Raw genomic sequence first — 23,993 nt, forward strand, 5'->3', positions numbered from 1 at the left:
AGTCAGATTAGGTTAGGCTCACCTAACTTTCAAGCAGGGGGGTCCGGGGATGCGTGTCGCGCGGGACCGCTGGGGCGTACCGCAGTTGTGGGCCGCCGACGTCGACGAGCTGGCCCGGCTCCAGGGCCGGGTCACCGCGTTCGACCGGGCCTGGCAGCTCGGCGTCGAGCGCTGGCGGGCCGAGGGCCGGCTGGCCGCGCACGTCGGCGCCGCCGAGCTGGCCTGGGACCGGTTCGCCCGGCGGGCCCGGCTCGACGACACCGCCCGGCGCTGCCACGAACGCCTCGACCCGGTGACCCGTCGATGGGTCGAGGCGTACGTCGACGGCGTCAACGACGGCCTCGCCGAGGGCGCCGCCGCGGCACCCGAGTACGCCGCCACCGGCACCGCGCCGGAGCCCTGGCACCCGTGGACACCGCTCGGCGTGTTCCTGGTGCAGCACGCGCTCTTCTCCACGTTCCCGAACAAGCTCTGGCACGCGCACGTCAGCCGCACGCTCGGCCCGGACGCGGTCGGCCTGTTCGCGGTGGAGGGACCGGCGTCCGCCGGCAGCAACGCCTGGGCACTGCCCGCCGACCCGGCGACCGGACGGGGCCCGGTGCTCGCCGGCGACCCGCACCGGCTGCTCGAACTGCCCGGCGTCTACCAGCAGATCCGGCTGGCCTGCCCGGAGTTCGACGTGGTCGGGCTGGCCTTCCCCGGCGTACCCGGGCTGCCGCACTTCGGTCACACCGGCCACGTGGCCTGGGCCGTCACCAACGCGATGGCCGACTACCAGGACCTCTACCGCGAGCAGCTGCGCCGAGACGGCGACCGGCTGCTGGCGCGCGGCCCGTCCGGCTGGACGCCGGTCACCCGGCACGTCGAGGAGATCTCGGTGCGCGGCGGCTCGGCGGAACGCGTCGAGATCATCGAGACGCCGCGCGGCCCGGTGATCGACCACGACCGGGTCACCGGCGAGGCGCTCAGCCTCCGCACACCGAGCCGGGTCGAGGCCCGCCTCGGCCTCGAGGCGCTGCTCCCGCTGCTGCGTGCCCGCCACGCCGGCGACGTCGCGGACGCGCTGCGCGCCTGGGTCGAGCCAGTCAACAGCGTGCTCGCCGCCGACACCGGCGGCACGGTCCGCCGCCTGGTCGCCGGCCTCGTTCCGGTACGCGACGAGCGGTGCCGCCGCGAGCCGGTGCCCGCCTGGAAGCCGCGTCACCGGTGGCGCGGCGACCACCTGCCGATGGTGGACGAGACCGTCGCGGGGGAGGGCGACGGTCACGCCGGCCGGACGCCCGGGGTCGACGGTGTCGCGGTCTGCGCCAACGACCGGCGCCCGGACGTCGCCGCGCACGGGGTCGACTTCGCGCCGCCGCACCGCGCCCGGCGGATCCGCGCCCTGCTCGCCGACGGCGTCGAGGCGGCAGGCGTGCACACCGACGCCCGGCTCCCGGCGACACCGGTGCGCCGGCTGCTCGCCCGGCTCGACCCGGCCCGGCTCACCGCGCCGGCGCGTACCCTGCACAGCCGGCTGCGGGCCTGGGACGGCGTGATGGCGGCCGACTCGGCCGACGCCGGCGCCTACGCGGCCTGGCGCGCGGCGCTCGCCCGCCGGCTCTGCGCGCACCCGTCGCTGCGCGCGCTGCACGAGCCGTCCGGGTACGACGAGCTGTTCGCCCCCTGGACCGACCCGGCGACCCGGATCGGCCTGGCCCTGGACCACCTGGTCGACGGGCCCGCCGGGCCTGCGTCGCCGGTGGTCGCGCCATCCGGCGTCGGTCCGGCGTCGCCCCGGCCTGCCGGGTCCGGCGACGCGTCGCTCGGGGCTTCCGGTGTCGACGTGGCGTCGCTCGGGGCCCTCGGTGTCGACGTGGTGTCGCTCGCCGTCGAGGCGTTGGCGGAGGTGGCCGCCGGACGGGCGCCGGAGCCGTGGGGCCGGCGTCATCTGCTGCACCCGGTGCACCTGGGCGTGGCCGCCGCGGCCACGGACGCCGTGCGAGCGGTGTCGCTCGCCGGTGACACCGACTGCGTGCTGGCCACTTCCAGCGTCCCCGGCGTCTCCGACGCCTGCTGGCGCGGCCCGGTCGCCCGCTACGTGTGGGACCTGACCGACCGGGCGGCCAGCCGCTGGATCGTCCCGTTCGGGGCGTCCGGGCGACCCGACGACCCGCACTTCACCGACCAACTCGCCCACTGGGCCGCCGGGACGCTGATCCCGGTGCCCGCCGGGCCCCTACCGAAGGACGACCTCGTGATCCACCTGGAACGGAACCCCGACCTCGGCGAGCTGGCGCTGGAGCCGGTGCGCCCCGACCGGCACGCCGAGCTGCTGCACGGCTGGGTCACGGTGCCCCGCAACCGGTTCTGGGGCATGGGTTCCTACACGCTCGACGACGTACGCGAGGTCTACGCCTTCCTCGACGGGCTGGACACCCACCACGCGTACCTGATCCGGCTCGACGGCGAGCCGGTCGGGCTGTTCCAGACCTACCGGCCGGAGGCGGACCCGGTGGGGGAGCGCTACCCGGTGCAGCCCGGCGACGTGGGGATGCACCTGCTGCTCAACCCGCCCCGGCGCTATGCGCGCGGCCTCACCTCGGCGGTGGTGCCGGCGTTGATCCGGTTCCTGCTGCGGGATCCGGCGGCGCGGCGGGTGGTGGCCGAGCCGGACGTCCGCAACGACGCCGCGCTGCGTCGACTGCGGACGGAGGGTTTCACGTTCGCCGACGAGATCGACCTGCCGGAGAAGCGGGCGCAGTTGGCCTTCCTGGCGCGCGAGCGCTTCGAGTCCGGCGCTCACATTCCGGGTAGCGGCTCCCGGCGGGCATCCAGATAGCTAATATCCCCGCAAATCGGACAAGCGGGGGAATGATGATCAAGAAGTTCAGCGGTACGTGGTGGCGAGCCGCCGCGATCGTGGCGGTCGCGTCGCTCACCGCGCCGCTGCCGGTGGCGGTCGCGTCGGCCGCCCCGGGCGGCCAACCGCCGCCGCAGCAGGCGCCGCGGGCCATCGGCCCGGTCAACCCGGTCGCGCCGGCACAGAGCTTCGGGGTGATGACCGAGGGCAACGCCAGGGTGATCACCAGCGAGAACGAAGGCACCATGGCCGTCGGTGGTGACCTCTCCTTCGGCAACTACCAGCTCGCCAACAACACCGCGGGCTCGTTCGTCGTGCCCGGTGACAGCCGTCCGTCCGCGCTCGTCGTGGGCGGCCGGGTCGACTTCGCCGGAAGCGTGCCGGGCAGCCGGCTCCAGGTGCTGTCCCAGGGGTACGCCAAGGTCGGGAACCTGACCGGCACGTTCGTCCGGGACACCGACAACAATGGCGCCGCGGTCAACACCCGGATCCTGCCGACCAACAACTACGACGCCTTCCCCCGGGTGGAGCTGACCGTCCGACAGGCGCCCGCGAACGTCGGCCCGACCTCGCCGATCAACTTCGCCGACACGTTCGCGTCGTTCCGGTCCACCTCGACCGGGCTGGCCGGCTGCGAGAACACAGTGGTCCTCACCGACCCCAACGGCAACGTCCTGCCCCGGCCCATCCCGCCGGGCACCAACGCGGTGATCAACCTGACCAGCGGCGTCACCAACGTGTTGAACCTCAGCGCCACCGACCTGAACAACATCGACACGCTGACCTTCCGCAACCAGCCCACCGCGACCACACCACTGCTGATCAACGTGGACACCACAGGCGTCGGGAACACCTTCGACTGGACCGCGCCGAACTTCTCCGGCATCGGCGGCCAGCAGGCCCAGTACATCCTGATCAACTTCCCGACCGCGACCCGGCTCACGCTCACCGCCGGCGCACGCACGGTCGAGGGCAGCATCTACGCCCCGAACGCCGACTTCACCGACCTGTCCGCCACCAACACCGAGGGCAGCGTGATCACCCGAACCCTCGACCACCAGGGCGGCGAGATCCATTACTTCCCGTTCAGCACCACCCTGACCTGCAACGGTGGTGGGCCGGCCAGCATCGCACTGGTGAAGTCGTCGACCACCGCGCTGATCGGATCCGTCGGACAGCAGGTGCCGTACTCGTTCCGGGTGGTCAACACCGGCGGCGTCGCACTGACCGACATCGTCGTCACCGACACCCAGACACCGCCGTCGTCGAACGCGAACCTCGGCCCGATCACCTGCCAGGACGCCACCCTCGCGCCCGGCGCGTCGACCACCTGCACGGCGACGTACACGGTCACCCAGGCCGACCTGGACAACGGCGGCGTCTCCGACTCGGCGACCGTGCGGGGCACGCCGGCCGGCGGCGGCACGCCCGTGGTCTCCGACCCCAGCGACCTCACCATCCCGGCTGAGGTGCTGACCCCGTCGATCTCGGTGCAGAAGTCCTCCGTCACCACCACGATCACCGCACCCGGCCAGCAGGTGCCCTACCGGTTCGTGGTGACGAACACCGGCGGACTGACGCTGTCGAACGTCAACGTGACGGACGTGCAGACGCCGCCGTCGTCGAACGCGAACCTCGGGCCGATCACCTGCCCGACCGACACCCTCGCGCCCGGTGTGTCGACCATCTGCACGGCGACGTACACGGTCACCCAGGCCGACCTCGACCACGGCTCGGTGTCGGACACGGCGACCGCGCACGGCACGCCGCCGGGCACCACCACGCCGATCAACTCGGACCCGTCGGACCTGACCATCGTGGCGACGCCCCTGGCGCCCGGAATCACGGTGGTGAAGTCCTCCACCACGACCACCATCACCACGCCCGGCCAGCAGGTGCCCTACCGCTTCGCGGTCACGAACACCGGCGGCGTGACGCTGTCGGGCGTCAACGTGACCGACGCGCAGACGCCGCCGTCATCGAACACGAACCTCGGGCCGATCACCTGCGCGGACACCACCCTCGCGCCGGGCGCGTCGACCACCTGCACGGCCACGTACACCGTCAGCCAGGCCGACCTCGACTTCGGCTCGGTGTCGGACGTCGCGACCGCGCACGGCACGCCGCCGGGCACCACGACGCCTGTCGACTCGGAGCCGTCTGACCTGACGATCGCGGCCACGCCCGTCGCCCCGGAGATCACCGTGGTCAAGTCCTCGACCACCACGACGATCAGCTCGGCCGGGCAGAAGGTGGAGTACCGGTTCGCGGTCACCAACACCGGCGGTGTCACGCTGACGGGCGTGAACGTGACGGACGTGCAGACGCCGCCGTCGTCGAACGCGAACCTCGGGCCGATCATCTGCGCGGACACCACGCTCACGGCCGGCGCGTCCACCACGTGCACCGCCACGTACACGGTCTCGCAGGCCGACATCGACCACGGCTCGCTCGCCGACTCGGCGACCGCGAGCGGCACGCCGCCCACCGGTCCCGCGGTCGTCTCCGACCCGTCCGTCCTGATCATCCCGGGCGCGGAGGTGACCGCCTCGATCAGCGTGGACAAGACGTCCACCACGACCGTGATCACCGCGCCCGGACAGCAGGTGCCGTACCGCTTCGTGGTGGTCAACACCGGCGGCCTCACGTTGTCGAACGTGGACGTGACAGACGTGCAGACACCGCCGTCGTCGAACGCGAACCTCGGGCCGATCACCTGCGCGGACACCACGCTCGCGCCGGGCGCGTCCACCACGTGCACCGCCACGTACACGGTCACCCAGGCCGACCTCGACAACGGCTCGCTCGCCGACACGGCGACCGCGCACGGCACGCCGCCCGGCACCACCACGCCTGTGGACTCCGACCCGTCCACGCTGACCGTGCCCGCCGGTGGCCCGGTGTCCGGCATCGACATCGTCAAGTCGTCGAGCACGGTGGCGATCACCGAGGTCGGCCAGAAGGTCACCTACACCTACCGGGTGGTCAACACCGGTGGCCTCACACTGACCAAGGTCACCGTGAACGACACCCTGCTGCCGCCGGCCAGCCGCGACAACCAGACCGCCATCACCTGCGGCCCGGACAACGTGCCGAACGGCACCGTCACGCTGGCACCAGGCGCGTCGATCGAGTGCCGGGCCACCTACACGGTCTCGGCGGCCGACTTCGCCCAAGCCTCGCTGCTGGACACCGCGACCGCCACCGGCACCCCGCCGCGCGGGCCGGCGCCGGTGTCCGGACCGTCGACCAACGACATTCCGATCCTGCACCCGGGCATCGCGCTCACCAAGAGCGTGACGCCGGAGACGGTGTCCCGCGCCGGTGACGTGGTGACCTACCGGTACGTGGTCACCGACACCGGTAACACCACGCTCTCCGGGATCGTCGTCGACGAGACGGAGTTCTCCGGCAGCGGGCGGCCCTCGGCGATCACCTGCGCCGAGACGGCGCTCGCGCCGGGGGAGAGCACGACCTGCACCGCGACCTACACGGTGACCGAGGAGGACGTGGCAGCCGGGAGGATCACCAACACCGCGGTCGCGGTCGGCACGCCGCCCACCGTCCCCGGGCAGGAACCGCCGGCACCGGTACGCTCCGAGCCGGCCTCGGCCACGGTGACCGTCACCCAGGGCGCGGCGATCACGCTGGTGAAGTCCGCCGACCCGACCGAGGTGCACAAGGTCGGCCAGCAGGTGACATACCGTTTCCAGGTCACCAACACCGGCTCGGTCCCACTCACCGAGGTCACCGTGACGGACACGCTGGCGCCGCCGGCCGACCCGGCGAACCTCGGCCCGATCACCTGTGGGCCGGGTGACACTCCGAACGGCGAGGTCAGCCTGGCGCCTGGGGAGACCATCACCTGCACGGCCACCTACACCGTGTCCAAGGCCGACGCCAAGGAGCGCTGCATCACCGACACGGCCAGCGCGACCGGCACGCCGCCGTCGGGTCCGGCGCCGGTCTCACCCGAGGACACGCTCTGCGTGCGGGTGAAGATCGAACCCGGTCCGGGCCCGCACCCCGGACCCGGCCCGCACCCGGGCCCGTGGCCCTGGCACCACGGCAAGTTGCCGATCACCGGCAGCTCATTCCTGGTGCCGCTGTCCGTCCTCGGTGGGCTGGTGCTGCTGGCCGGCATCACGCTGACGGTGCTGAGCCGGCGCCGACGGGCCAACCCGGGGCACGGCACGGTCTGATCGACTACTCCGCAGCGATGTGGCGGTATCGGGGACGTCCCCGATACCGTCACATCGGCGTCATGGTCGCGGCTGGTCAGCCCTGCTCGTCGCCGTCGGTGGGGCGGGGTGGGCGGTGGTGCCGGGCCCACTCGTCCACCTCGTCCGCATCCCAGACGTTCATGCCGATCAGCCGGGCGAGCGGCTCGGGAAACCCGGGGCGGCGGGTGATCTGGAGGACCCGCTGGCGCGAGACGCCGAACAGGGCGGCCAGTTCGCCGGGCCCGTACAGGCGTGGTCGTGGCTCGCGGTCGACATGGCCGACCTGCTGACCGAGGCGACCGCCGACCTGAACCGGCTGTGCCCGGAGCCGCCGGATCCGGCGGTGCTCTACGGTCGCTTCCTGGGCTGGGTCCGCCGCCTCGCTGCCAATCGGACCCCCTCGTCCCGAGATCCTGGAGGCGAGCGGCCCCCATAGGGGCACGTTACTTCCAAGATCTACCGGCGTCCCATCTGGTCGGCCGCTCGATCTCCGCTGTCGGGCAGGGCGGCGGCGCGGGAGCGGGCCGGTGCGGATCATGCTCCCCGGGGACGCCCGCGTCGATAGCGTGGCCGGTATGAGGAGCCGTGCCGACGCGGTGTCCCGCCGGCCCGGGGCCGAACGCGTGGTCACCCCGCTCGAACTCTTCTTCGACCTGGTCTACGTCTTCGCGATCGGCCAGCTCTCGCACCACCTGCTCGCCCACGTCGGCCTGCGGACCGGTGTCGAGACGGTGATCCTGGGCCTCGCGGTCGTCTACGCCTGGTACATGACGGCGTGGGGCACCAACTGGCTGGAGCCGGACCGTACCCCGGTGCGGCTGCTCCTGGTCGGGATGATGTTCGCCAGCCTGCTCATGTCCGGCGCGATCGCCGACGCGTTCGACGGCCGGGCCTGGATGTTCGTCGTCGGCTACCTGCTGCTGCAACTCGGACGCACCACGTTCCTGATGGTGGCGCTGCGCGGGCGGACGCAGGGCGGGCACTTCGTCCACGTCGCGGTCTGGGAACTGCCGTTCGGCGCGCTGCTGGTGGCCGGCGCGGTCACGGAGGGCGTGGCGCGCCTCGTGCTGTGGGGGCTGGCCGTGGTCGGCCTGCACGTCGGCGGGTGGAGCCTGCACTGGCTGCCGGGCCCGGGCCGGCGCCTCGACCTCGCACACACCGAGATCGCCGGCTCGCACCTGATCGAGCGGTTCCGGCTGTTCTTCATCATCGCGCTCGGCGAGACGGTGCTGACCGAGGGGCGGGCGTTCAGCGACGAGCCGTTCACGGCCGCGCGGTTGTTCGCCCTGGTGGCCGGCTTCACCGGCACCGTCGCACTGTGGTGGTGCTACTTCCGGCGGGTCGAGCGGATCGGGGTGCAGGCGGCGGAGACGGCCGAGGACGCCGGGGCGGTCGGCCGGCGGGGGACCTGGACGCTGACGCTCGTGGTGCTCGCGCTGATCGGGATCGCGGTCGCCGACCAGCTCGCGATCGCCCGCCCCGACGGGGACGCCACGCTCGGCTTCACCGTGCTCGCCTTCGGCGGGCCGGCGGTCTTCCTGGTGGCCCAGTTCTTCTTCCTGCACGACGCGCGCGGGCGCGGCCCGCGTTCGCGGCTGCTGGGGGTGGCGGCGCTGGCGGTGCTCGGGCTCGCCACCGCGCCGCTGCCGCTGATCGCCGGGACCACCGCCGCGACCGCCGTGCTGGTCGGGGTGGCCGTCGCCGACTCGTTCGGCCACCGGGACCCGGCGACGGAGGGTCGAGGGCCGGCCTCCGCGGGCTGACGGCCGTTCGAAGCCACGCCGGCCGGGTAAGCCGCCGGAGCGGGCCGCCGAGGTAGCACCTGCTGACGCTGGTCACGGACCGGACCGGCTTCCGCGCGTACGTCTTCACGTTCGGCCCTGACCCCGATCGAGGAGGAGATTCTCCGTGGCCGTCAAGACCATGACGCCGACCCGCACCGCCACCGACATCCGCCCGTTCCGGATCGAGGTGCCCGAGGCGGATCTTGCGGACCTGCGGGCACGGATCGCGGCGACCCGCTGGCCCGAGCGGGAGACCGTCGACGACCAGTCACAGGGCGTGCCGCTGGAGACCAGCCAGGCGCTCGCCCGCTACTGGGAGAAGGAGTACGACTGGAGCCGGGTCGAGGCCCGGCTGAACGACCTGCCGAACTTCGTCACCGAGATCGACGGGCTGGACATCCACTTCATCCACGTCCGGTCCCACCACGACGACGCGTTGCCGCTGATCGTCACGCACGGCTGGCCCGGTTCGGTGATCGAACAACTGAAGATCATCCGGCCGCTCACCGACCCGACCTCGCACGGCGGCAGCGCGTCGGACGCCTTCCACCTGGTGATCCCGTCGATGCCCGGCTACGGCTTCTCCGGCCACCCGGACGCGCCCGGCTGGGACCCGCAGCACATCGCGCGGGCCTGGACCGAGCTGATGCGGCGGCTGGGCTACGACCGGTTCGTGGCGCAGGGCGGCGACTGGGGCGCGCTCATCACCGACATGCTGGGCGTGCAGGCGCCGCCGGAGCTGGCCGGTATCCACACCAACATGCCCTGCGTGGTGCCGCCCGAGATCGACGCGTTGCTGCAGAGCGGCATCACCGGGGTGAACGACCCGCTGGCGGAGCTGCCGGCCGGGCTCTCCGAGGAGGAGCGGGCGGCCTGTGAGCGCATCGACTTCTTCTGGAAGCACTCCGCGTACGCGATCATCATGACCACCCGCCCGGAGACGCTGACCGCGCTGGCCGACTCGCCCGTCGGGCTGGCGTCGTTCATGCTCGACCACGACGCGGCCAGCCTGGACCTGATTCGCGCGGCGTTCGCCGGTCGGCCGGGCGGCCTGAGCCGGGACGACATCCTGGACAACGTGACGCTCTACTGGCTGACCAACACGGGCGTCTCGTCGGCCCGCCTCTACGCGCAGAACGCGCTGTCCTTCTTCGCCGCGAAGGGGGTCCGGGTGCCGGCCGCGGTCAGCCAGTTCCCGGACGAGATCCTGCTGGCGCCGCGGAGCTGGGCCGAGCGGGCGTACCCGAATCTGATCCACTACCGGAAGGTGGAGCGGGGCGGGCACTTCGCCGCGTGGGAGCAGCCGCAGCTGTTCGCGCGGGAGATGCGCGACGCGTTCCGGTCGTTGCGCTGAGACCGGCCGGACGCGGCCGGGTGGTCCGCCACCCGGCCGCGTCGGGCGCCGGTCAGACCTCGGTGAGCCGGACGGCGTCGGCGACGACCAGGCCGGCGGCGGAACTCCACCGGCTGACCGCCACCCGGTCGGCGTCGCCGGCGGCCAGCGTGAACGTGCCCAGGGTGCGCCACTGGCCGCCGGTGGCCCGCTGGTCCACGTAGACGGTCCGGTTGCCGGTGGTGGTGGCGACGACGTAGGGCGTGGCGGCGTTGTAGCCCGCGTTCGCCGGCCACCACGCCTCGACCCGGTAGTTGCCGGTGCGCGGGACGTTGAACCGGTACCAGGCGGCGTCGCTGGCCGCGACCGGGTCGGCGTAGCGGTAGTCGGCGCCGTAGCGCTGGCCGGAGTACGTCGACACGCCCCAGTTGCCGCTGGCGGTGAAGCGGCCCGCGGTCGAGTTGTCAACGATCGAGGACCAGCCGCCGCCACCGCCGGACATCTTCGCCGCGACGTCGGCCCGCATCGCGTTCAGGTCGATGAAGGACGGGTCGATCTTGCCGGTGGTGCTGGTCTCCCGGTGCCCCCGGGCGTAGCTGGCGTCCCTGCCGAGTCGGGTGAGCACGGCCGCGGTGGCGGTCACGGCGGCGTCGTACTGCGCGGTGGTCATCCGCTGGTCGACGCCGTTGTAGTCGATCTCCCAGCCGATCATCAGGGTGTTGCCGTCGCCGGCCGGGATCGGGCCGCTGCCGCCGCTCACGCCGGCGTGGTTGCACCGGCCGGCCGAGATCACGTGGAACACGCCGTGGTAGTCGACGAGCGCCTGGCAGAGCGGGCCGGCCAGGTCGGAGCGGCCGTTGATGCAGATGTTGAGCGCCGGGTGCGGGTTGCTCGCGCTGGAGGTGGCGGCGGTGTGGTGCCACAGCACGCCGATCGGGTCGAAGGAGCCGGGGCGGGCGCGGTTGAGCCAGTCGCCCTCGACCACGACCTGAACCCCGGCGGCGCGCAGCACGTCCACCAACCAGCCGATGGTGGCCATCACTTCTCCTGGAGCAGGTCGGCGAGGCATTCGACCTTCGGCGCGGCGGCGGCCGGGGTGGGCCGGACGGCCACGGCGAGCGCGGCGGTCACCAGGGCCGGGAGGCCGAGCAGGCCTCGGCGTCGCAGACGGACGGATCGGGACGTGGGCATGGCGCTCCTTCGGCGACGGCGCTCGGCGACCAACCGATCGACGGATGTGAGTGCGGGAACGCTATCCCGACGCCGACCCTGCTGTCGATACCCTTCACCGCCATGGTTCCGGCTGAAAGCTTTTGCCAAGCGGCCGCGAGCCGGCCCCGCCGGGTGGCGGGACCGGCTCGGGCGGAACACGTCAGCTCAGGTGCGCCCGCAGGGCGTCGGCCATGCCCTGCTCGCCCCGGGCGTTCGGGTGGAACGGCGCGGCGGCGTTCTGCGGCACCAACCCCTCGACCCAGCGGGTGCCACTGCCCTTGCACGCGTCGCGGCCGATCGACGGGGTGTAGACGTCGGCGTAGCTCGCGCCGTTCGCCGCCGCCGTGTCGGCCAGCATCGCGTTCAGCGCCTTCTCGACGCCACGCAGGTAGGGGACGTCCTGGTAGGCGATCGGCACCACCGGCCAGCAGCCGTAGCCGCTGTCCGGCAGGATCGCCGGGTAGCCGAGCACCACGACCCGCGCGCCCGGCGCGGCCTGCCTGACCGAGCGCAGCACCGACGTCACCTTCGGCACGGTGGCGGCGATCCGGGCCCGCAACTGGTCGGTGCCGCCGGCGGTGAACCGGTCCTTGCACGGCGAGCCGAGCGGGCTGCTGACACTCGCCTGCGCGCAGTCGCTGATGATCCCGGAGAACCCGATGTCGTTGCCGCCGATCTGCACCGTGACCAGCGCCGTGCTCGACGTGACGGCGTTGACCTGCGGCGGCACGGTGATACCGAGCTGCCCGTCGCCGCCGTACAGGATGTCGTCGGTGGTGGCCCCGGAGCAGCTCACGTCCGCGAACGACGACGAGCCGGCGGCCGTCGCGACCAGGGACGGGTAGTTGCGGTTGGAGCGCAGGCAGTTCAGGTCGGTCTGGGTCGGGATGAGCGGGCCGGCGGTGTACGAGTCGCCGAGCGCCACGTAGCGCCCGGAGGGCACGGCGGCGTTGGCGGGTGCGGCGACGGCGAGCAGCACGCCGGCGGTGGCGACGGCGAGCGCGGCCAGGCGTGCGGCCGTGCGCGTCGACGACAGGCGGGGACGGTTCATTGCGTCCTCCCGGAGCGGGATCATGGGGGTGGTGGTTCCGGAAGTCTGTCCGCGCCTCTGATGAGCGTCAATATAGATGTACGCCATTAAGGGGTGGCAGGGGTGTGGAACCGCCCCGTGGACGTCGGTGTCCTCGGTGGGGGTCGAGACTGTCCGCATGGAGTTTCTGTGCTTCCACCGCGACCGGCCGGACTCCGTCGCGCTGCGCGACGAGTGGCGAGAGGAGCACTGGTCCTACATGGACCGGTTCGCGACCGGGATGATCGCTCGCGGGCCGACCCTCGCCGACGACGGTGAGACGCCCACCGGCAGCCTGCACATCGTCGACCTGCCCGGTTCCGCCGCCGCCCGCGCGTTCGCGTTCGACGAGCCCAACTACCAGGCCGGCGTGTATCGCGACGTCCTGCTCCGGCGATGGCGCAACACGCTGCGCCGACGGATGTGGGACTTTCCCGGCGGCCCGGTCGGCGGCCACCGCTACCTGGTGCTGGCCCTCGGCGCGGGGCAGCCCGCCGACCTGGCCGTGCCCGGCGATCCGGACCGGCTGATCGCCTACGGCCCCCTGCTGTCCGACGACGGTACGACCTGGTTGGGCACCGCGCTGCTGGTCCAGGCGCCGGATCCGGACACGGCGCGCGCCCTTCTGACCGCGCGTCGATACGCCGACGTCGAGGTGCACAACTGGCAGTTCGGTGGCCGTCGCTGAGCGTCCGCCCGACGGCGGTGCGGGTGGCGCTCGCGCCGGTGACCAAGCACTTCGCGTCAGGCCGGCGCGACCCGAAGCCCTTGATCACCTCACCGGGTGGCGGTCACGTAGCCAATGGCCGAACTCGACGGCGTTGATGCGCTCGTCGTGCACGTCGGCCGCGTCGGCCGACGCCAGCCAGACGATGGGCGGGCCCATCACGTCGGGCGCCAGGACCTCCCGACCCTGCGGCACCGCATCGGGCGGCAGCATCCCGGTGGCCGTCACGCCGCCGGGCAGCAGCAGATTCACGGTGACGCCCGTGCCGCGCAGGTCGGCGGCCATCACCCGGGACAGTGCCTCGCTGCCGGCGCGCGACGGCCCGTAGGGGACGAACCCGGCACGGTGCATGGTCGAGTGGCTCACCGAGACGTTGACGACGCGGCCACCGCCGGCGGCCAGCATCCGCGGCACGACCTCCCGGGCCACCAGGAAGTAGCCGGTCAGGTTGGTCTCGACCATCGCACGGAAGTCGGCGGCCGGCACCTCCCAGAAGCCCTGCACGTGGGTCATGAAGCGCGGATTGACCGTCCGCATGCCGATGCCGGCGTTGTTCACCAGCATGTCGACGCCGCCGAGCCGCGACCACGCCTCGTCGACCGCCCGGGCCACCGACGCCTCGTCCCGTACGTCGAGCTCGATCCCGACCGCCCCAGGCAGTCCCGCCGCGACGGTCCGGGCGCGCCGGCCGGATCGGCCGGTCAGCGCCACCGCCGCTCCGGCCGCGGCGAGGGCGCAGGCCATGGCGAGCCCCAGCCCGCTCGTCCCACCGGTCACCAGCACCCTCATCCGGTCCCTTTCCCACCGCGCCTCCGCTAGCACCGCGACGGTAGGAGTTGGAGCACGCTCGACGTCAAGGGCGGCCGGCGCCCCGACCGGCTCGCCGACCGTGACCGTGGGCGGTTCGATGGGCGTCGCGGACGTCCCGCGCTCGGTCGCCGCCGCGGCCCTTCCCGCGCCAGGCCGCGCGCGCCGCAGTCGAGGGCATCCGAGATCTTGGTACGGAGTGGCCCCCCGAAGGGGCCGATCCGTACCAAGATCTGCGGCCGTCCCGCTCGATCGACTGCTGGACGGCGGGGCTCCGATGGTGGTGTTGGGCCGGGGTCGAGGGCTGAGTCGTTTCTGCCATCAGCTCCAAAGGCGGCGCAACCGAGGCCGCCACCCGCCGTGGCCGTCAGTCCACAATGGCAGGCTGATCCGGGTGTCCGGTTGAGCCATGAAGCGCTTTCTTCGCGATTCGAACTAAAGGCGGGGTCGGGGGCGATGCCGAAGCCGTGGCACCGACCGACCCGGTCGTCCTCGGAAGCTCGGGGAAGCGTCATAAAGCCAGCTCAACGGCGGCAGAGCCGATGCCGCGAGATCAGATCGTTACTTGACTAGATAGTTCGTTCGCCGTAGGAAGGAATGGTGACAGACGTGGTGACCCCACCGACGAGCCCGGTGAGCCGGGAGCGGTCGAAGGAGATCAAGCGCAGCAGCGTGATCTCCGCCGCCCGCCAGGCCCGGGTGCTCTCCCGGGCCGAGCTGACCGAGCTGACCGGGCTGAGCCCCGCCACGCTCACCCCGCTGGTCCGGGACCTCGTCGCCGAGGGCTACCTGATCGAGCGCGGCCCCGGCGCCTCCCGGGCCGGCCGGCCCCGCGCGATCCTCGAGTTCAACCCCCGCGCCGAACTGGTCGCCGCCGTGGCGCTGGAGCCGACGCGGATCAGCTGCGAGATCGCCGACAGTGACGGCGCCGTGATCGCTCACCGCACGGTGCGCCGTACCGGTGACATCGTCGACCTCATCTGCACCGCCGTGCCCGAGCTGGCCGGCGACGGGCTGCCCGCGCTGCGCGGCGTGGCCATCGCCGCGCCCGGCGTCTCCACCGGCGGTGCGGTCCGGCTCGCCCCCTCGGTGGGGCTGGTCGAGGCGCGCCCGGTGGGCGAGTCGGTCCAGCGCCGGCTGGGCGTGCCGGTGGTGGTCGACAACGACGTGAACCTGATGGCCGCCGGCGAGCACGCGGCCGGCGCGGGCACGGACGTGGCCGATCTTCTCCTGCTGCACGTCGGCGACGGCATCGGGGCCGGCCTGGTGCTCGACGGGCAGGTCCGGCGCGGCTCCGGCGGCGCGGCCGGCGAGGTCGGCTTCCTGCCGCTCGACCCGGCCGACCAGGGGCACGACGGCGTCGGGCCGTTCGAGGCCCGCTGGTCGTCCAGCGCCATCGCCGAGCGGGTGGTGGCCCTGGCCCCCGGGCGCCGGCCGGTCGCGCCGGTGCGGGAGCTGGTGGAGCTGGCCGCCACCGACGAGCGGGCCGGGTCCTACCTGACCGAGGTGCTCGCCGCCTGGGCCCGGCTCGTCGTCTCCTGCGCCTGCGTGGTCGACCCCGGGCGGGTGCTGCTCAGCGGCGCCGCGGCCGACCTCGACGACGCCGCCGTGGACCGGCTCCAGGCCCTGGTGTCCCTCGGCGCGCCCAGCCCGACCGAGGTCCGCCGCGCGGTCCTCGGCGACCAGGCGGTGCTGCACGGCGCGGTCAGCTACGCGCTCTCCGCCGCCGCGTCCGGCCTGTCCACCCTGCTACCCGCCCCCTGAAGCTCCACCCCCACAACACCCCTCGGAGGTACCCCATGAGACGTCGACTCCTGTTCGCCGGAGCACTCGCCACCGTCCTCGCCGCCGGCACCGCGTGCGGCGGCGGCTCCGGTGACTCGGCCGGCGGCGACGCCGAGAAGCTGACGATCTACTCGGCCCGCGACAAGAAGGTCACCACCTTCGTCGTGGACAAGTTCACCGCGAAGTACCCCGAGTACAAGGGCAAGGTCGAGGTGCTCAACCTGGGCGCCCAGGAGATCCTGGAGCGGGTCCGGGCGGAGAAGGCCAACCCGCAGGCCGACGTCTGGTGGGGCGGCACCCAGCAGGGTCTCGCCTCGGGCGCGTCCGAGGACCTGCTCACCGGCTGGCAGCCGTCGTTCGCCGGCAAGATGGACGAGAAGTACAAGGACCCGCAGGGCCGGTGGTTCGGCGAGATCCTGCTGCCCGAGGTCATCATGTACAACAACAAGGCGCTCACCCCGGAGCAGGCTCCGAAGGACTGGGACGACCTGCTGAAGCCGGAGTTCAAGGACAAGATCATCATCCGCGACGTGGCGGCCTCCGGCACCATGCGGTCGATCTACGCCTCGATGATCCAGCGGCAGAGCAAGGACGGCAGCAACCCGCAGCCCGGCTACGACTGGCTGAAGAAGCTCGACGCCAACACCGGCGCGTACGCGGCCAACCCCACCGACCTCTACCTCAAGCTCTCCCGCCAGCAGGGCACGCTGAGCGCCTGGAACCTCCAGGACATCCTGCTGCAGGCCAACCAGGCCAACATGCCGTTCGACTACGTGATGCCGGCCTCCGGCGCCCCGGTCCTGGTCGACGGTCTGGCCCAGGTCAAGGGCGGCAACAGCGAGGGCGCGCAGAAGTTCCTCGAGTTCCTCTTCGACGACTCGCTCCGTGCCGAGCTGGCGAAGGACTACTTCCAGATCCCGGCCGTGGACATCGCGGAGAAGCCGGAGTGGCTGGCCCAGCTCGACCTCAAGCCGATGGACGTCGACTGGGACGTGGTCGGCAAGAACGAGACCGAGTGGATCAACCACTGGAACGGCCAGATCAAGAACAAGGGCTGACCGGCCGGGACGCCGGGCGCACCCAGGCGCCCGGCGTCCCGCCCTCGTTCCACCCAGACCGGACGCAAGGAGAGACGTCATGATCGATGTCACGCTGGAGTCGGTGAGCAAGCGCTTCCCACGTGCCGGTGACACCGCGGCGGTCGACGACGTCGACCTCCGCATCGGGGCGGGGGAGTTCTTCACCCTGCTCGGCCCGAGCGGCTGCGGCAAGACCACCACCCTGCGCATGGTGGCCGGCTTCTACTTCCCCAGCTCGGGCCGGATCCGGTTCGGCGCCGAGGACGTCACCAACCGGCCGCCGAACAAGCGCGACACCGGCATGGTGTTCCAGAACTACGCGCTCTTCCCGCACCTGAGCGTCGCCCAGAACGTCGCGTACGGCCTGAAGATCCGCAAGGTCGGCCGGGCCGACGCCAAGCGGCGGGTCGACGAGGCGCTCGGCGAGGTCCACCTCGCCGGCTACGGCGACCGGCGCATCGACCAGCTCTCCGGCGGCCAGCAGCAGCGCGTCGCGCTGGCCCGGGCCCTGGTGATCCGGCCCCGCACGCTGCTGCTCGACGAGCCGCTGTCGAACCTGGACGCGAAGCTGCGCGAGGAGACCCGGGTCGAGATCCGCCGCATCCAGAAGGACAGCGGCACCACCGCGCTCTACGTCACCCACGACCAGGCCGAGGCGATGGCCATGTCCGACCGGATCGCGGTGATGGAGTCCGGCCGGGTCCGCCAGGTCGGCACGCCGCAGGAGATCTACCACCGCCCGGCCACCGCGTTCGTGGCCCGGTTCATCGGCCGCAGCAACGTGCTGAGCGTGCCGGTGGTGACCGCCGGGCCGGCCACGGTCACCGTGGCGCTGCCCGGTGGCCGGGAGGTCCCGGTCGCCGCGCCCGCCGACCACGGGCTCCACGAGGGCGGCACGGCGCAGGTGTCGGTGCGGCCGGAGCACATCACGCTCGGCGCCGCCACGGACGAGGACGCGATCACCGGCCGGGTCACCGAGCTGGAGTTCACCGGCATGGCCACCAACCTCCTGGTCGACGTGGGCGCCGGCGAGCCGGTGCAGGTGACCGCCATCGACGTGCCGGCCCGGATCGCCGTGGGCGACCAGGTCGGGCTGCGCCTGCCGGCGGAGCGGATGTGGGTGGTGGCAGCTTGAGCACCATCCCCGCGACGCCGAGCGCGGCCACCGTCCCGCCGATCACCGAGGACCCCACGCCGCCGGGCCGACGGTCCCGCCGCCCGGGGCTGAACGCCAACTCGCGCTGGTTCCCGTACGTCCTGGTCTTCCCACTCGTGCTGATCCTGTTCGGCTACGTGGTCCAGCCGATGCTCGCCACCTTCGGCGAGAGCGTCGGGGTGGACGGCCCGGAGAACTGGGCCAGCTTCCTCACCGGCGAAGGCGTGGCCCGCTCCGCGCTGCTCACCTCGCTGATGATCTCCGCCGCGAGCGTGCTGCTGTGCGGCGTCGTCGGCGTGGCCATGGCGTTCCTGCTGAAGCGGTTCTCGTTCCCCGGCCGCCGGCTCATCGAGGCGATCATCCTGGTGCCGGCGGCGCTGCCGCCGCTGATCGGGGCGATCTCGTTCCAGCTGCTCTACAGCGAGACCGGCATCCTGCCGCGCGCGCTGCAACAGCTCTTCGGCACGGAGAATCCGGTGCTGCCGTTCAGCGGCATCGCCGGTGTGCTGGTGGTGCACACGTTCACCATGTACCCGTTCTTCTACCTGGCGACGTCCGCCGCGCTGACCGGCATGGACCCGTCGGTGGAGGAGGCCGCCTACAACCTGGGCGCCGGCCGGGTCCGGGTCTGGCGCACCGTGCTGCTGCCGATGCTCACCCCGGCGCTGGTGTCCGCCTCGCTGCTGGTCTTCATGACGTCGCTGGCGTCGTACACCGCTCCGCTGCTGTTCGGGGTGGACCGCACGATGACCATGCAGATCTACATCAACCGCACCAACGGCGACCTGCCGATGGCCTCGACCTACGCCTCGGTGCTCGCGGTGGTGTCGGTGCTGTTCCTGCTCGGGATGCGCTGGTACGAGGGGCGGCGCAGCTACCGCTCCCAGTCCAAGGGCGTGGCCAGCCACCGCCGCGAGCTGACCAACCCGTTCGCCCGCTGGTTGGCGCTGGCCGCCTCGCTGCTCGCCGTGGTGGTGCTGCTCGCCCCGGTGGCGACGATCGCGTTGGTGGCGTTCTCGGAGGACGGGACGTGGACCACCGAGGTGATCCCGTCCGGCTACACCGCGCAGAACTTCACCACCATCTTCTCCGATCCGGACGCCTACCGGCCGATCCTGAACTCGTTGCAGATGAGCCTGCTCGCCACCGTCGGCTGCGTCGTGGTCGGCGTGCTCATCGCGTACGCGGTGCGCCGCCTGGACTTCCGCGGGCGTGGCCTGCTCGACGTGGCGGTCATGCTGGCCTGGGCGCTGCCCGGCACGGTGGTCGCGATCAACCTGATCTCGGCGTTCAGCACCGGCAACGCGTTCAGCTTCGGGCAGGTGCTGATCGGCACCTTCTGGATCATGCCGCTGGCCTACTTCGTGCGGTTCCTGCCGCTGGTGTTCCGCTCCAGCTCGGCCACGCTGGCCCAGCTCGACCCGTCGCTGGAGGAGGCCGCGCGCAACCTCGGCGCGTCCTGGTGGCGGGCGTTCGGCACGGTCACGCTGCGGCTGATGCTGCCGGGTGTGCTGGCCGGCGCGCTGCTCGCCTTCGTCAACGGCGTCGGGGAGTTCGTCGCCTCGGTGCTGATCTACACCTCGGAGACCGCGCCGATCTCGGTGGAGATCAACAACCGGATGTACTCGTTCGAGGTCGGCACCGCCGCCGCGTACGGGATGCTCCAGGTGGTGTTGATCTTCGTGGTGATGGTGGTCTCCGGCCGGCTGCAGAACGGCGGCCGGGCGGCGCGGGAGGCGACGAAGTGGACGGCGTGAGCGCACGCTGGGCCGACGGCGGCGGGCTGCTGCCCGCCGCCGGGATCCCCGGCGGTGAACTGGCCGACGTGGTCGCGGCGGCGGACTTCGCGGTGCTGCCGGTCGGCGCGGTCGAGTGGCACGGACCGCACCTGCCGCTCGGCGCCGACCTGATCCTGGCCGAGGGCTTCGGCGCCGAGAGTGCCACGCCCGGGCCCGGCCCGCGCGGCGTGCTGTTCCCGGCCGTCGCCTACGCGGCCTGCCCCGGGCAGACCCGGCCCTGGCCGGGAACGGTGGCGATCCGACCCGAGATCGCGGTCGGCTACCTCGCCGACGTGATCGAGGGCATCGTCGCCGCCGGCTTCCCCCGGCTGCTGGTGGTCAACGGCCACGACGCCAACATGTCCACCGTGCGGGCCGCCATGGAGTGGGTCTCCGGGCGGCGCACCGCCAGCCTGCTGTTGGTCAACTGGTTCCAACTGGTCACCCCCGCGGAGACCGGCGAGCTGTACGGCGACGTGATCGCCCGCGGTCACGGCGGCGCGTACGAGACGTCCGGGGTGCTCGGCTTCGCGCCGGAGACGGTGCGCCTGGACGCCGCCGCCGACCTGCCGCCGCGACCGAAGCTGCCGGTGACCCACCCGTACGTGCTCGTCGAGTCCCGGCCCGACCCGTGGCAGGGCTGGTCCGGGCACGTGTCGCGGGCCACCGAGGAGGCCGGCCGGACGATACGCGCCACGGCCGGCGAGCGGCTGCGCGAGATCGTCGCCGCCTGGGTGGCCGCACCGATGCCGGCCCCGCCCACCGCCGACCCGTTGCCCGACTCGCTGCCCGATCCGTCGCCCGAGGAGGACGCGTGACCGCCGACCGGGGACTGGACGTCGTCGACTTCCACCTGCACTTCCGCATCGGCGCCGACGAGACGGTGCACGCCTGTGAGGAGGCCGCCGGGATGCACCCGGGCGGCGCGCACGAGCGCGAGGTGCGGGCCGCCGGCTCCGCGCCGTACGCCCGGCAGTGGCGCCGGGCCTGGAGCTTCCCGGAGCCGGAACCGCCCGCCGAGCGTTGGCAGGACGAGGCGGACCGGTGGGTCGAGGAACTGCGCGCCGCAGGGGTGCGCCGGGCCGTCTTCGTCACCGGTGGCGGCAACGACGCGCTCGCCGACGTGGTCGACAGGCACCCCGACCTGCTGCTCGGCCTCGCCCACCACGACCCGTACTCGCCGGACGCGGCGGCCGAGCTGGAACGCGCCGTCACCGAGCGAGGGTTGCGCGGGCTGAAGCTGTTCGCGCCGCTGCTGCGCGGACCGCTCGACCACACCGACCTCGACCCGCTCTGGGCCACCGCCCAGCGCCTCGGCGTGCCCGTGCTGATCCACATCGGTCACTACGGCAGCGCCGGCGGCCTCCCCGTCGGCCGGTACGGCGGCCCGGACGAGCTGGTCCGGATGGCGCGCCGCTTCCCCGAGCTGGCCGTGGTGGTGCCGCACTTCGGCGTGCAGCACGTGCAGGAGCTGTTCTTCGCCGCCTGGGGCTGCCCCAACATCTCCATCGACACGTCCGGCTCGAACCAGTGGGTCCGTTGGATGCCCTACCGGCTCACGCTGGAGGACCTGTTCCGCCGCGCCTACGAGACGATCGGCCCGCACCGCATCGTGTTCGGCAGCGACTCGTCCTGGTTCCCACGCGGCTACGTCACCCGCTACCTCGACGACCAGCTCCGCGTCTGCCACGAGCTGGGCCTGCCCGAGGACCACCTGCGCGCGATCTTCGCCGGGAACGCCGAGCGACTGCTCGGCCTGACCGCGGACCGGAAGGAAACCCGATGAGCACGCTGACCACCTACCAGCGCAACCACCTGGCGCCGACGTACGACCACCACGTCGGGCACCTCTACCCGGCGATGGTGCGCGCCAGCCAGGCGCACGTGGTGATGCTGACCGAGCAGGGGCTGATCCCGGCCGAGCGGGGCGCCCGGCTGCTGCGCGGGCTGGCCGAGCTGCGCGCCGACACCACCGCCACCCCGGCGTACGACGGCAGCTTCGAGGACACCTACTACCTGCTGGAGAAGCGGCTCGCCGAGGCGTGCGGCATCGCCACGTCCGAGCTGGACGTGCAGCTCGCCCGCAGCCGCAACGACCTGGACGCCGGCGTGTTCCGGATGCTGCTGCGCGACCAGCTCGTCGAGGTGCTCCAGCGGGTGCTGGACACCGGGCGCACCGCCCTGGACCAGGCCGACCGGTACGCCGACGTGGTCATCACCGGCTTCACCCACCGCCGGCCGGCCCAGCCCACCACGATCGGGCACGCGCTCGCCGGCTACGCCGAGGCGCTCGCCGGCCAGGCCGCCACCTACGCGGACGTGATCGACCAGCTCAACGTCTCGCCGCTGGGTTCCTGCGCGTTCGCCGGCACCGACCTGGACATCGACCCGGCCCGGTTGGCCGAGCTGCTCGGCTTCGCCGGCCTGGTCACCAACTCGTACGAGGCCGTCGCCGGCGCCGACCACCTGGTCCGGGTCGGCACGATCAACGCCCGCGCGCTGGCCACCGGCGCCCGGCTGGCCCGCACGCTGATGGACTGGCTGAGCTGGCAGTGGGTGACCACCCCCGGTGACTTCACCCAGGGCAGCAGCATCATGCCGCAGAAGCGCAACCCGGTGGTGCTGGAGCACCTGGTCTCCTACGCCGGTCAGGCCGCCGCGGACGCCGCCTCGGTGCTCAACAACGTCGGCGCCGCCTGGTGGGAGGACTCCAACAACGCCACCACCGACGTGCAGATGCGGCTCTGGGAGAGCAACGACCGGGCGGAGCGGTTCTTCGCGCTGGTCGGCGGCTTCCTCGCCGAGATCGCGCCGCTGACCCCGCCGAGCCGGGAGGAGATCGTCGCCTCCGGCGCCACCACCACCGCCGCCGCGGACGCGCTGACCCGGCACGGGGTGCCGTTCCGCGCCGCGCACTCGCTGGTCGGCCGGCTGGTGCGCGCCGGCGGGCCGGACACCTGGACCCCCGAGGGCGTACGCGCCGCCGCCGCCGACACCGCCGGTGAGCTGGACGACGCGGCGGTGGCCGACCTGATCACCGCCGCCGTCCGCCCGGAGCTGGTACTCCAGCGCGCCCAGGCCGACGGGCCGGGCGCCGCCGCGGTCCGCGCCCAGGTGGGTGTGCTGCGGACCGCGCTGGAGCCGGTCGCCGACCGGCTGGACGCGGTGCGTGGCCTGCTGCGCCGCGCCGACGAGGCGCTGGACGCCGTCGCCGCCGAGATGGGGGCCGCGTGAGCGTGCGACTTTCCGGCCTGCCAGCCGGCCCGCCGGCCGCCGGCACGCGCGGCGCGGGGCTGCTGCTCGGCATCGACTTCGGCGGCACCAAGATGGCGGTCGGGGTGTCCGACGCCGACGGCCGGCTGCTGGCCCACCGCCGGGTGCCCACCCACGCCGAGCAGGGTGCGCCGCAGGCGCTGGCCCGGGCGCTGGCGCTCGCCGGTGACCTGGTCGGCGAGGTCGGCGGCCCGCTCGCCGCGGCCGGGGTGGCCTCGCCCGGCGTGGTCCGCCCGGACGGCATCGACCTGGCGCCCAACGTGCCCGGCTGGGAGCGGCTGCGCCTGGCCGACGCGGTCCGCGACGCGCTGGACGTGCCCCGGGTCGCGGTGGACAACGACCTGAACGCCGCGGCCCTGGCCGAGCTGCGGCACGGCGCCCTGCGCGGCGTCGACCCGGGCCTGGTGGTGGGGATCGGCACCGGGGTGGCCGCGGCCGTCACGGTCGGCGGCGCGGTGCTGCCCGGTCACCGGGGCGCGGCCGGCGAGATCGGGTACGCGGTGGCCGGCGGCCCCTGGCCGGGGACGATGCTGGAGCTGGACTTCTCCGGCCGGGCGCTGGACCGGCTCGCCGCCGATCTCGACGTACCAGGCGGGACGGCCGGTCTCGCCGCCGCGGCCGAGCAGCCGGGCGTGGCGCGCGACGCGCTGGCCGCCCGGGTCGACGAGGCGGCCCGCGCGCTGGTGACCTGCTGCCTGCTGCTCGATCCACAGCGGATCGTGCTGGTCGGCGGCGTCACCCGCAGCGGGTTGATCCGGCGGATGCTCGTCGACCGGCTCACCGAGGCGCTGCCGCACCCGCCCGACGTGGTGCGGTCCGACTTCGCCGACGACGCGGCGTTGTACGGCGCGCTGGCCCTGGCCCGGGACACGGTGCCTGCGGCACTGTAGCGTGCGTCACATTTTCCGGCGCTCACGACGGCCGG

General features: G+C 73.0%; 18 protein-coding genes and 2 pseudogenes. 15 read left to right on the forward strand and 5 right to left on the reverse strand.

Going from position 1 to position 23,993, the window contains the following annotated elements; translation table 11 throughout:
- Nucleotides 1-49: 49 nt before the first annotated feature.
- From O7598_RS11250 to O7598_RS11265, 4 genes and pseudogenes are all read left to right on the forward strand, one after another.
- Nucleotides 50-2,197: pseudogene (locus O7598_RS11250) on the forward strand (penicillin acylase family protein); the annotation flags it as partial.
- Nucleotides 2,198-2,236: 39 nt separating this feature from the next.
- A complete protein-coding gene (locus tag O7598_RS11255; protein WP_269694837.1) occupies nucleotides 2,237-2,821 on the forward strand; it encodes a GNAT family N-acetyltransferase in 585 nt (194 codons plus the stop codon).
- A 35-nt stretch (nucleotides 2,822-2,856) separates the two neighbouring features.
- A pseudogene (locus tag O7598_RS11260) lies at nucleotides 2,857-4,266 on the forward strand (choice-of-anchor A family protein); the annotation flags it as partial.
- A 45-nt stretch (nucleotides 4,267-4,311) separates the two neighbouring features.
- Nucleotides 4,312-7,044 (forward strand): DUF7507 domain-containing protein, encoded by a 2,733-nt coding sequence (locus O7598_RS11265; protein ID WP_442929925.1) that lies wholly within the window; start codon nucleotides 4,312-4,314, stop codon nucleotides 7,042-7,044.
- A gap of 76 nt (nucleotides 7,045-7,120) precedes the next feature.
- On the opposite strand, the gene O7598_RS11270 is transcribed toward O7598_RS11265, so the two are convergent.
- A complete protein-coding gene (locus O7598_RS11270; protein WP_269691269.1) occupies nucleotides 7,121-7,507 on the reverse strand; it encodes a helix-turn-helix transcriptional regulator in 387 nt (128 codons plus the stop codon).
- Between the two features lie 133 nt (nucleotides 7,508-7,640).
- On the opposite strand from O7598_RS11270, the gene O7598_RS11275 reads away from it, so the two are divergent.
- Nucleotides 7,641-8,828, forward strand: coding sequence for a low temperature requirement protein A (locus O7598_RS11275; protein ID WP_269691270.1), 1,188 nt, complete (start codon nucleotides 7,641-7,643; stop codon nucleotides 8,826-8,828).
- A gap of 145 nt (nucleotides 8,829-8,973) precedes the next feature.
- The gene (locus O7598_RS11280) at nucleotides 8,974-10,203 is read left to right on the forward strand and encodes an epoxide hydrolase family protein (protein ID WP_269691271.1); all 1,230 of its coding nucleotides are present in this window, start codon (nucleotides 8,974-8,976) and stop codon (nucleotides 10,201-10,203) included.
- Between the two features lie 52 nt (nucleotides 10,204-10,255).
- Here the strand turns inward: O7598_RS11280 and O7598_RS11285 are convergent, their stop codons facing one another.
- From O7598_RS11285 to O7598_RS11295, 3 genes are all read right to left on the reverse strand, one after another.
- A complete protein-coding gene (locus O7598_RS11285) occupies nucleotides 10,256-11,221 on the reverse strand; it encodes a golvesin C-terminal-like domain-containing protein (protein WP_269691272.1) in 966 nt (321 codons plus the stop codon).
- Entirely contained in the window at nucleotides 11,221-11,373 is a 153-nt protein-coding gene (locus O7598_RS11290) for a hypothetical protein (protein WP_269691273.1), read from the reverse strand. Before O7598_RS11290 ends, O7598_RS11285 begins: the two co-directional genes overlap by 1 nt.
- 181 nt (nucleotides 11,374-11,554) lie before the next feature.
- The gene (locus tag O7598_RS11295) at nucleotides 11,555-12,445 is read right to left on the reverse strand and encodes an SGNH/GDSL hydrolase family protein (RefSeq protein ID WP_269691274.1); all 891 of its coding nucleotides are present in this window, start codon (nucleotides 12,443-12,445) and stop codon (nucleotides 11,555-11,557) included.
- 157 nt (nucleotides 12,446-12,602) lie between these two features.
- On the opposite strand from O7598_RS11295, the gene O7598_RS11300 reads away from it, so the two are divergent.
- Entirely contained in the window at nucleotides 12,603-13,151 is a 549-nt protein-coding gene (locus O7598_RS11300; protein WP_269691275.1) for a YciI family protein, read from the forward strand.
- Between the two features lie 84 nt (nucleotides 13,152-13,235).
- On the opposite strand, the gene O7598_RS11305 is transcribed toward O7598_RS11300, so the two are convergent.
- Nucleotides 13,236-13,979, reverse strand: coding sequence for an SDR family oxidoreductase (locus tag O7598_RS11305; RefSeq protein WP_269691276.1), 744 nt, complete (start codon nucleotides 13,977-13,979; stop codon nucleotides 13,236-13,238).
- Nucleotides 13,980-14,594: 615 nt separating this feature from the next.
- On the opposite strand from O7598_RS11305, the gene O7598_RS11310 reads away from it, so the two are divergent.
- The 8 genes from O7598_RS11310 (at nucleotide 14,595) to O7598_RS11345 (ending at nucleotide 23,958) form a co-directional block, all read left to right on the forward strand.
- Nucleotides 14,595-15,761: an ROK family protein gene (locus tag O7598_RS11310; protein ID WP_269691277.1), complete on the forward strand. Its 1,167-nt coding sequence runs from the start codon at nucleotides 14,595-14,597 to the stop codon at nucleotides 15,759-15,761.
- A gap of 35 nt (nucleotides 15,762-15,796) precedes the next feature.
- Nucleotides 15,797-16,840 carry an extracellular solute-binding protein gene (locus O7598_RS11315; protein ID WP_269691278.1) on the forward strand — a complete coding sequence of 348 codons (1,044 nt, stop codon included), beginning with the start codon at nucleotides 15,797-15,799 and terminating at the stop codon, nucleotides 16,838-16,840.
- A 79-nt stretch (nucleotides 16,841-16,919) separates the two neighbouring features.
- The gene (locus O7598_RS11320; protein WP_269691279.1) at nucleotides 16,920-17,996 is read left to right on the forward strand and encodes an ABC transporter ATP-binding protein; all 1,077 of its coding nucleotides are present in this window, start codon (nucleotides 16,920-16,922) and stop codon (nucleotides 17,994-17,996) included.
- Entirely contained in the window at nucleotides 17,993-19,774 is a 1,782-nt protein-coding gene (locus O7598_RS11325) for an ABC transporter permease (RefSeq protein ID WP_269691280.1), read from the forward strand. The genes O7598_RS11320 and O7598_RS11325 overlap by 4 nt, the downstream gene beginning before the upstream one ends.
- On the forward strand, nucleotides 19,771-20,613 hold the full coding sequence (locus tag O7598_RS11330; protein ID WP_269691281.1) for a creatininase family protein: 843 nt from the start codon (nucleotides 19,771-19,773) through the stop codon (nucleotides 20,611-20,613). Before O7598_RS11325 ends, O7598_RS11330 begins: the two co-directional genes overlap by 4 nt.
- Nucleotides 20,610-21,581: an amidohydrolase family protein gene (locus O7598_RS11335; protein WP_269691282.1), complete on the forward strand. Its 972-nt coding sequence runs from the start codon at nucleotides 20,610-20,612 to the stop codon at nucleotides 21,579-21,581. The genes O7598_RS11330 and O7598_RS11335 overlap by 4 nt, the downstream gene beginning before the upstream one ends.
- Nucleotides 21,578-23,029 carry an argininosuccinate lyase gene (locus tag O7598_RS11340; protein ID WP_269691283.1) on the forward strand — a complete coding sequence of 484 codons (1,452 nt, stop codon included), beginning with the start codon at nucleotides 21,578-21,580 and terminating at the stop codon, nucleotides 23,027-23,029. The genes O7598_RS11335 and O7598_RS11340 overlap by 4 nt, the downstream gene beginning before the upstream one ends.
- Entirely contained in the window at nucleotides 23,026-23,958 is a 933-nt protein-coding gene (locus O7598_RS11345; RefSeq protein ID WP_269691284.1) for an ROK family protein, read from the forward strand. Before O7598_RS11340 ends, O7598_RS11345 begins: the two co-directional genes overlap by 4 nt.
- Nucleotides 23,959-23,993 lie beyond the last annotated feature (35 nt).

The sequence above is a fragment of the Micromonospora sp. WMMC241 genome (assembly GCF_027460165.1).
Classification (GTDB): domain Bacteria; phylum Actinomycetota; class Actinomycetes; order Mycobacteriales; family Micromonosporaceae; genus Micromonospora; species Micromonospora humi.

Coding starts and splice junctions, on each gene's coding strand:
- O7598_RS11290 (WP_269691273.1), bottom strand. CDS start 11,373: ATGCCCACGTCCCGATCCGTCCGTCTGCGACGCCGAGGCCTGCTCGGC.
- O7598_RS11305 (WP_269691276.1), bottom strand. CDS start 13,979: ATGAGGGTGCTGGTGACCGGTGGGACGAGCGGGCTGGGGCTCGCCATG.
- O7598_RS11315 (WP_269691278.1), top strand. CDS start 15,797: ATGAGACGTCGACTCCTGTTCGCCGGAGCACTCGCCACCGTCCTCGCC.
- O7598_RS11275 (WP_269691270.1), top strand. CDS start 7,641: ATGAGGAGCCGTGCCGACGCGGTGTCCCGCCGGCCCGGGGCCGAACGC.
- O7598_RS11295 (WP_269691274.1), bottom strand. CDS start 12,445: ATGAACCGTCCCCGCCTGTCGTCGACGCGCACGGCCGCACGCCTGGCC.
- O7598_RS11300 (WP_269691275.1), top strand. CDS start 12,603: ATGGAGTTTCTGTGCTTCCACCGCGACCGGCCGGACTCCGTCGCGCTG.
- O7598_RS11310 (WP_269691277.1), top strand. CDS start 14,595: ATGGTGACAGACGTGGTGACCCCACCGACGAGCCCGGTGAGCCGGGAG.
- O7598_RS11285 (WP_269691272.1), bottom strand. CDS start 11,221: ATGGCCACCATCGGCTGGTTGGTGGACGTGCTGCGCGCCGCCGGGGTT.
- O7598_RS11340 (WP_269691283.1), top strand. CDS start 21,578: ATGAGCACGCTGACCACCTACCAGCGCAACCACCTGGCGCCGACGTAC.
- O7598_RS11320 (WP_269691279.1), top strand. CDS start 16,920: ATGATCGATGTCACGCTGGAGTCGGTGAGCAAGCGCTTCCCACGTGCC.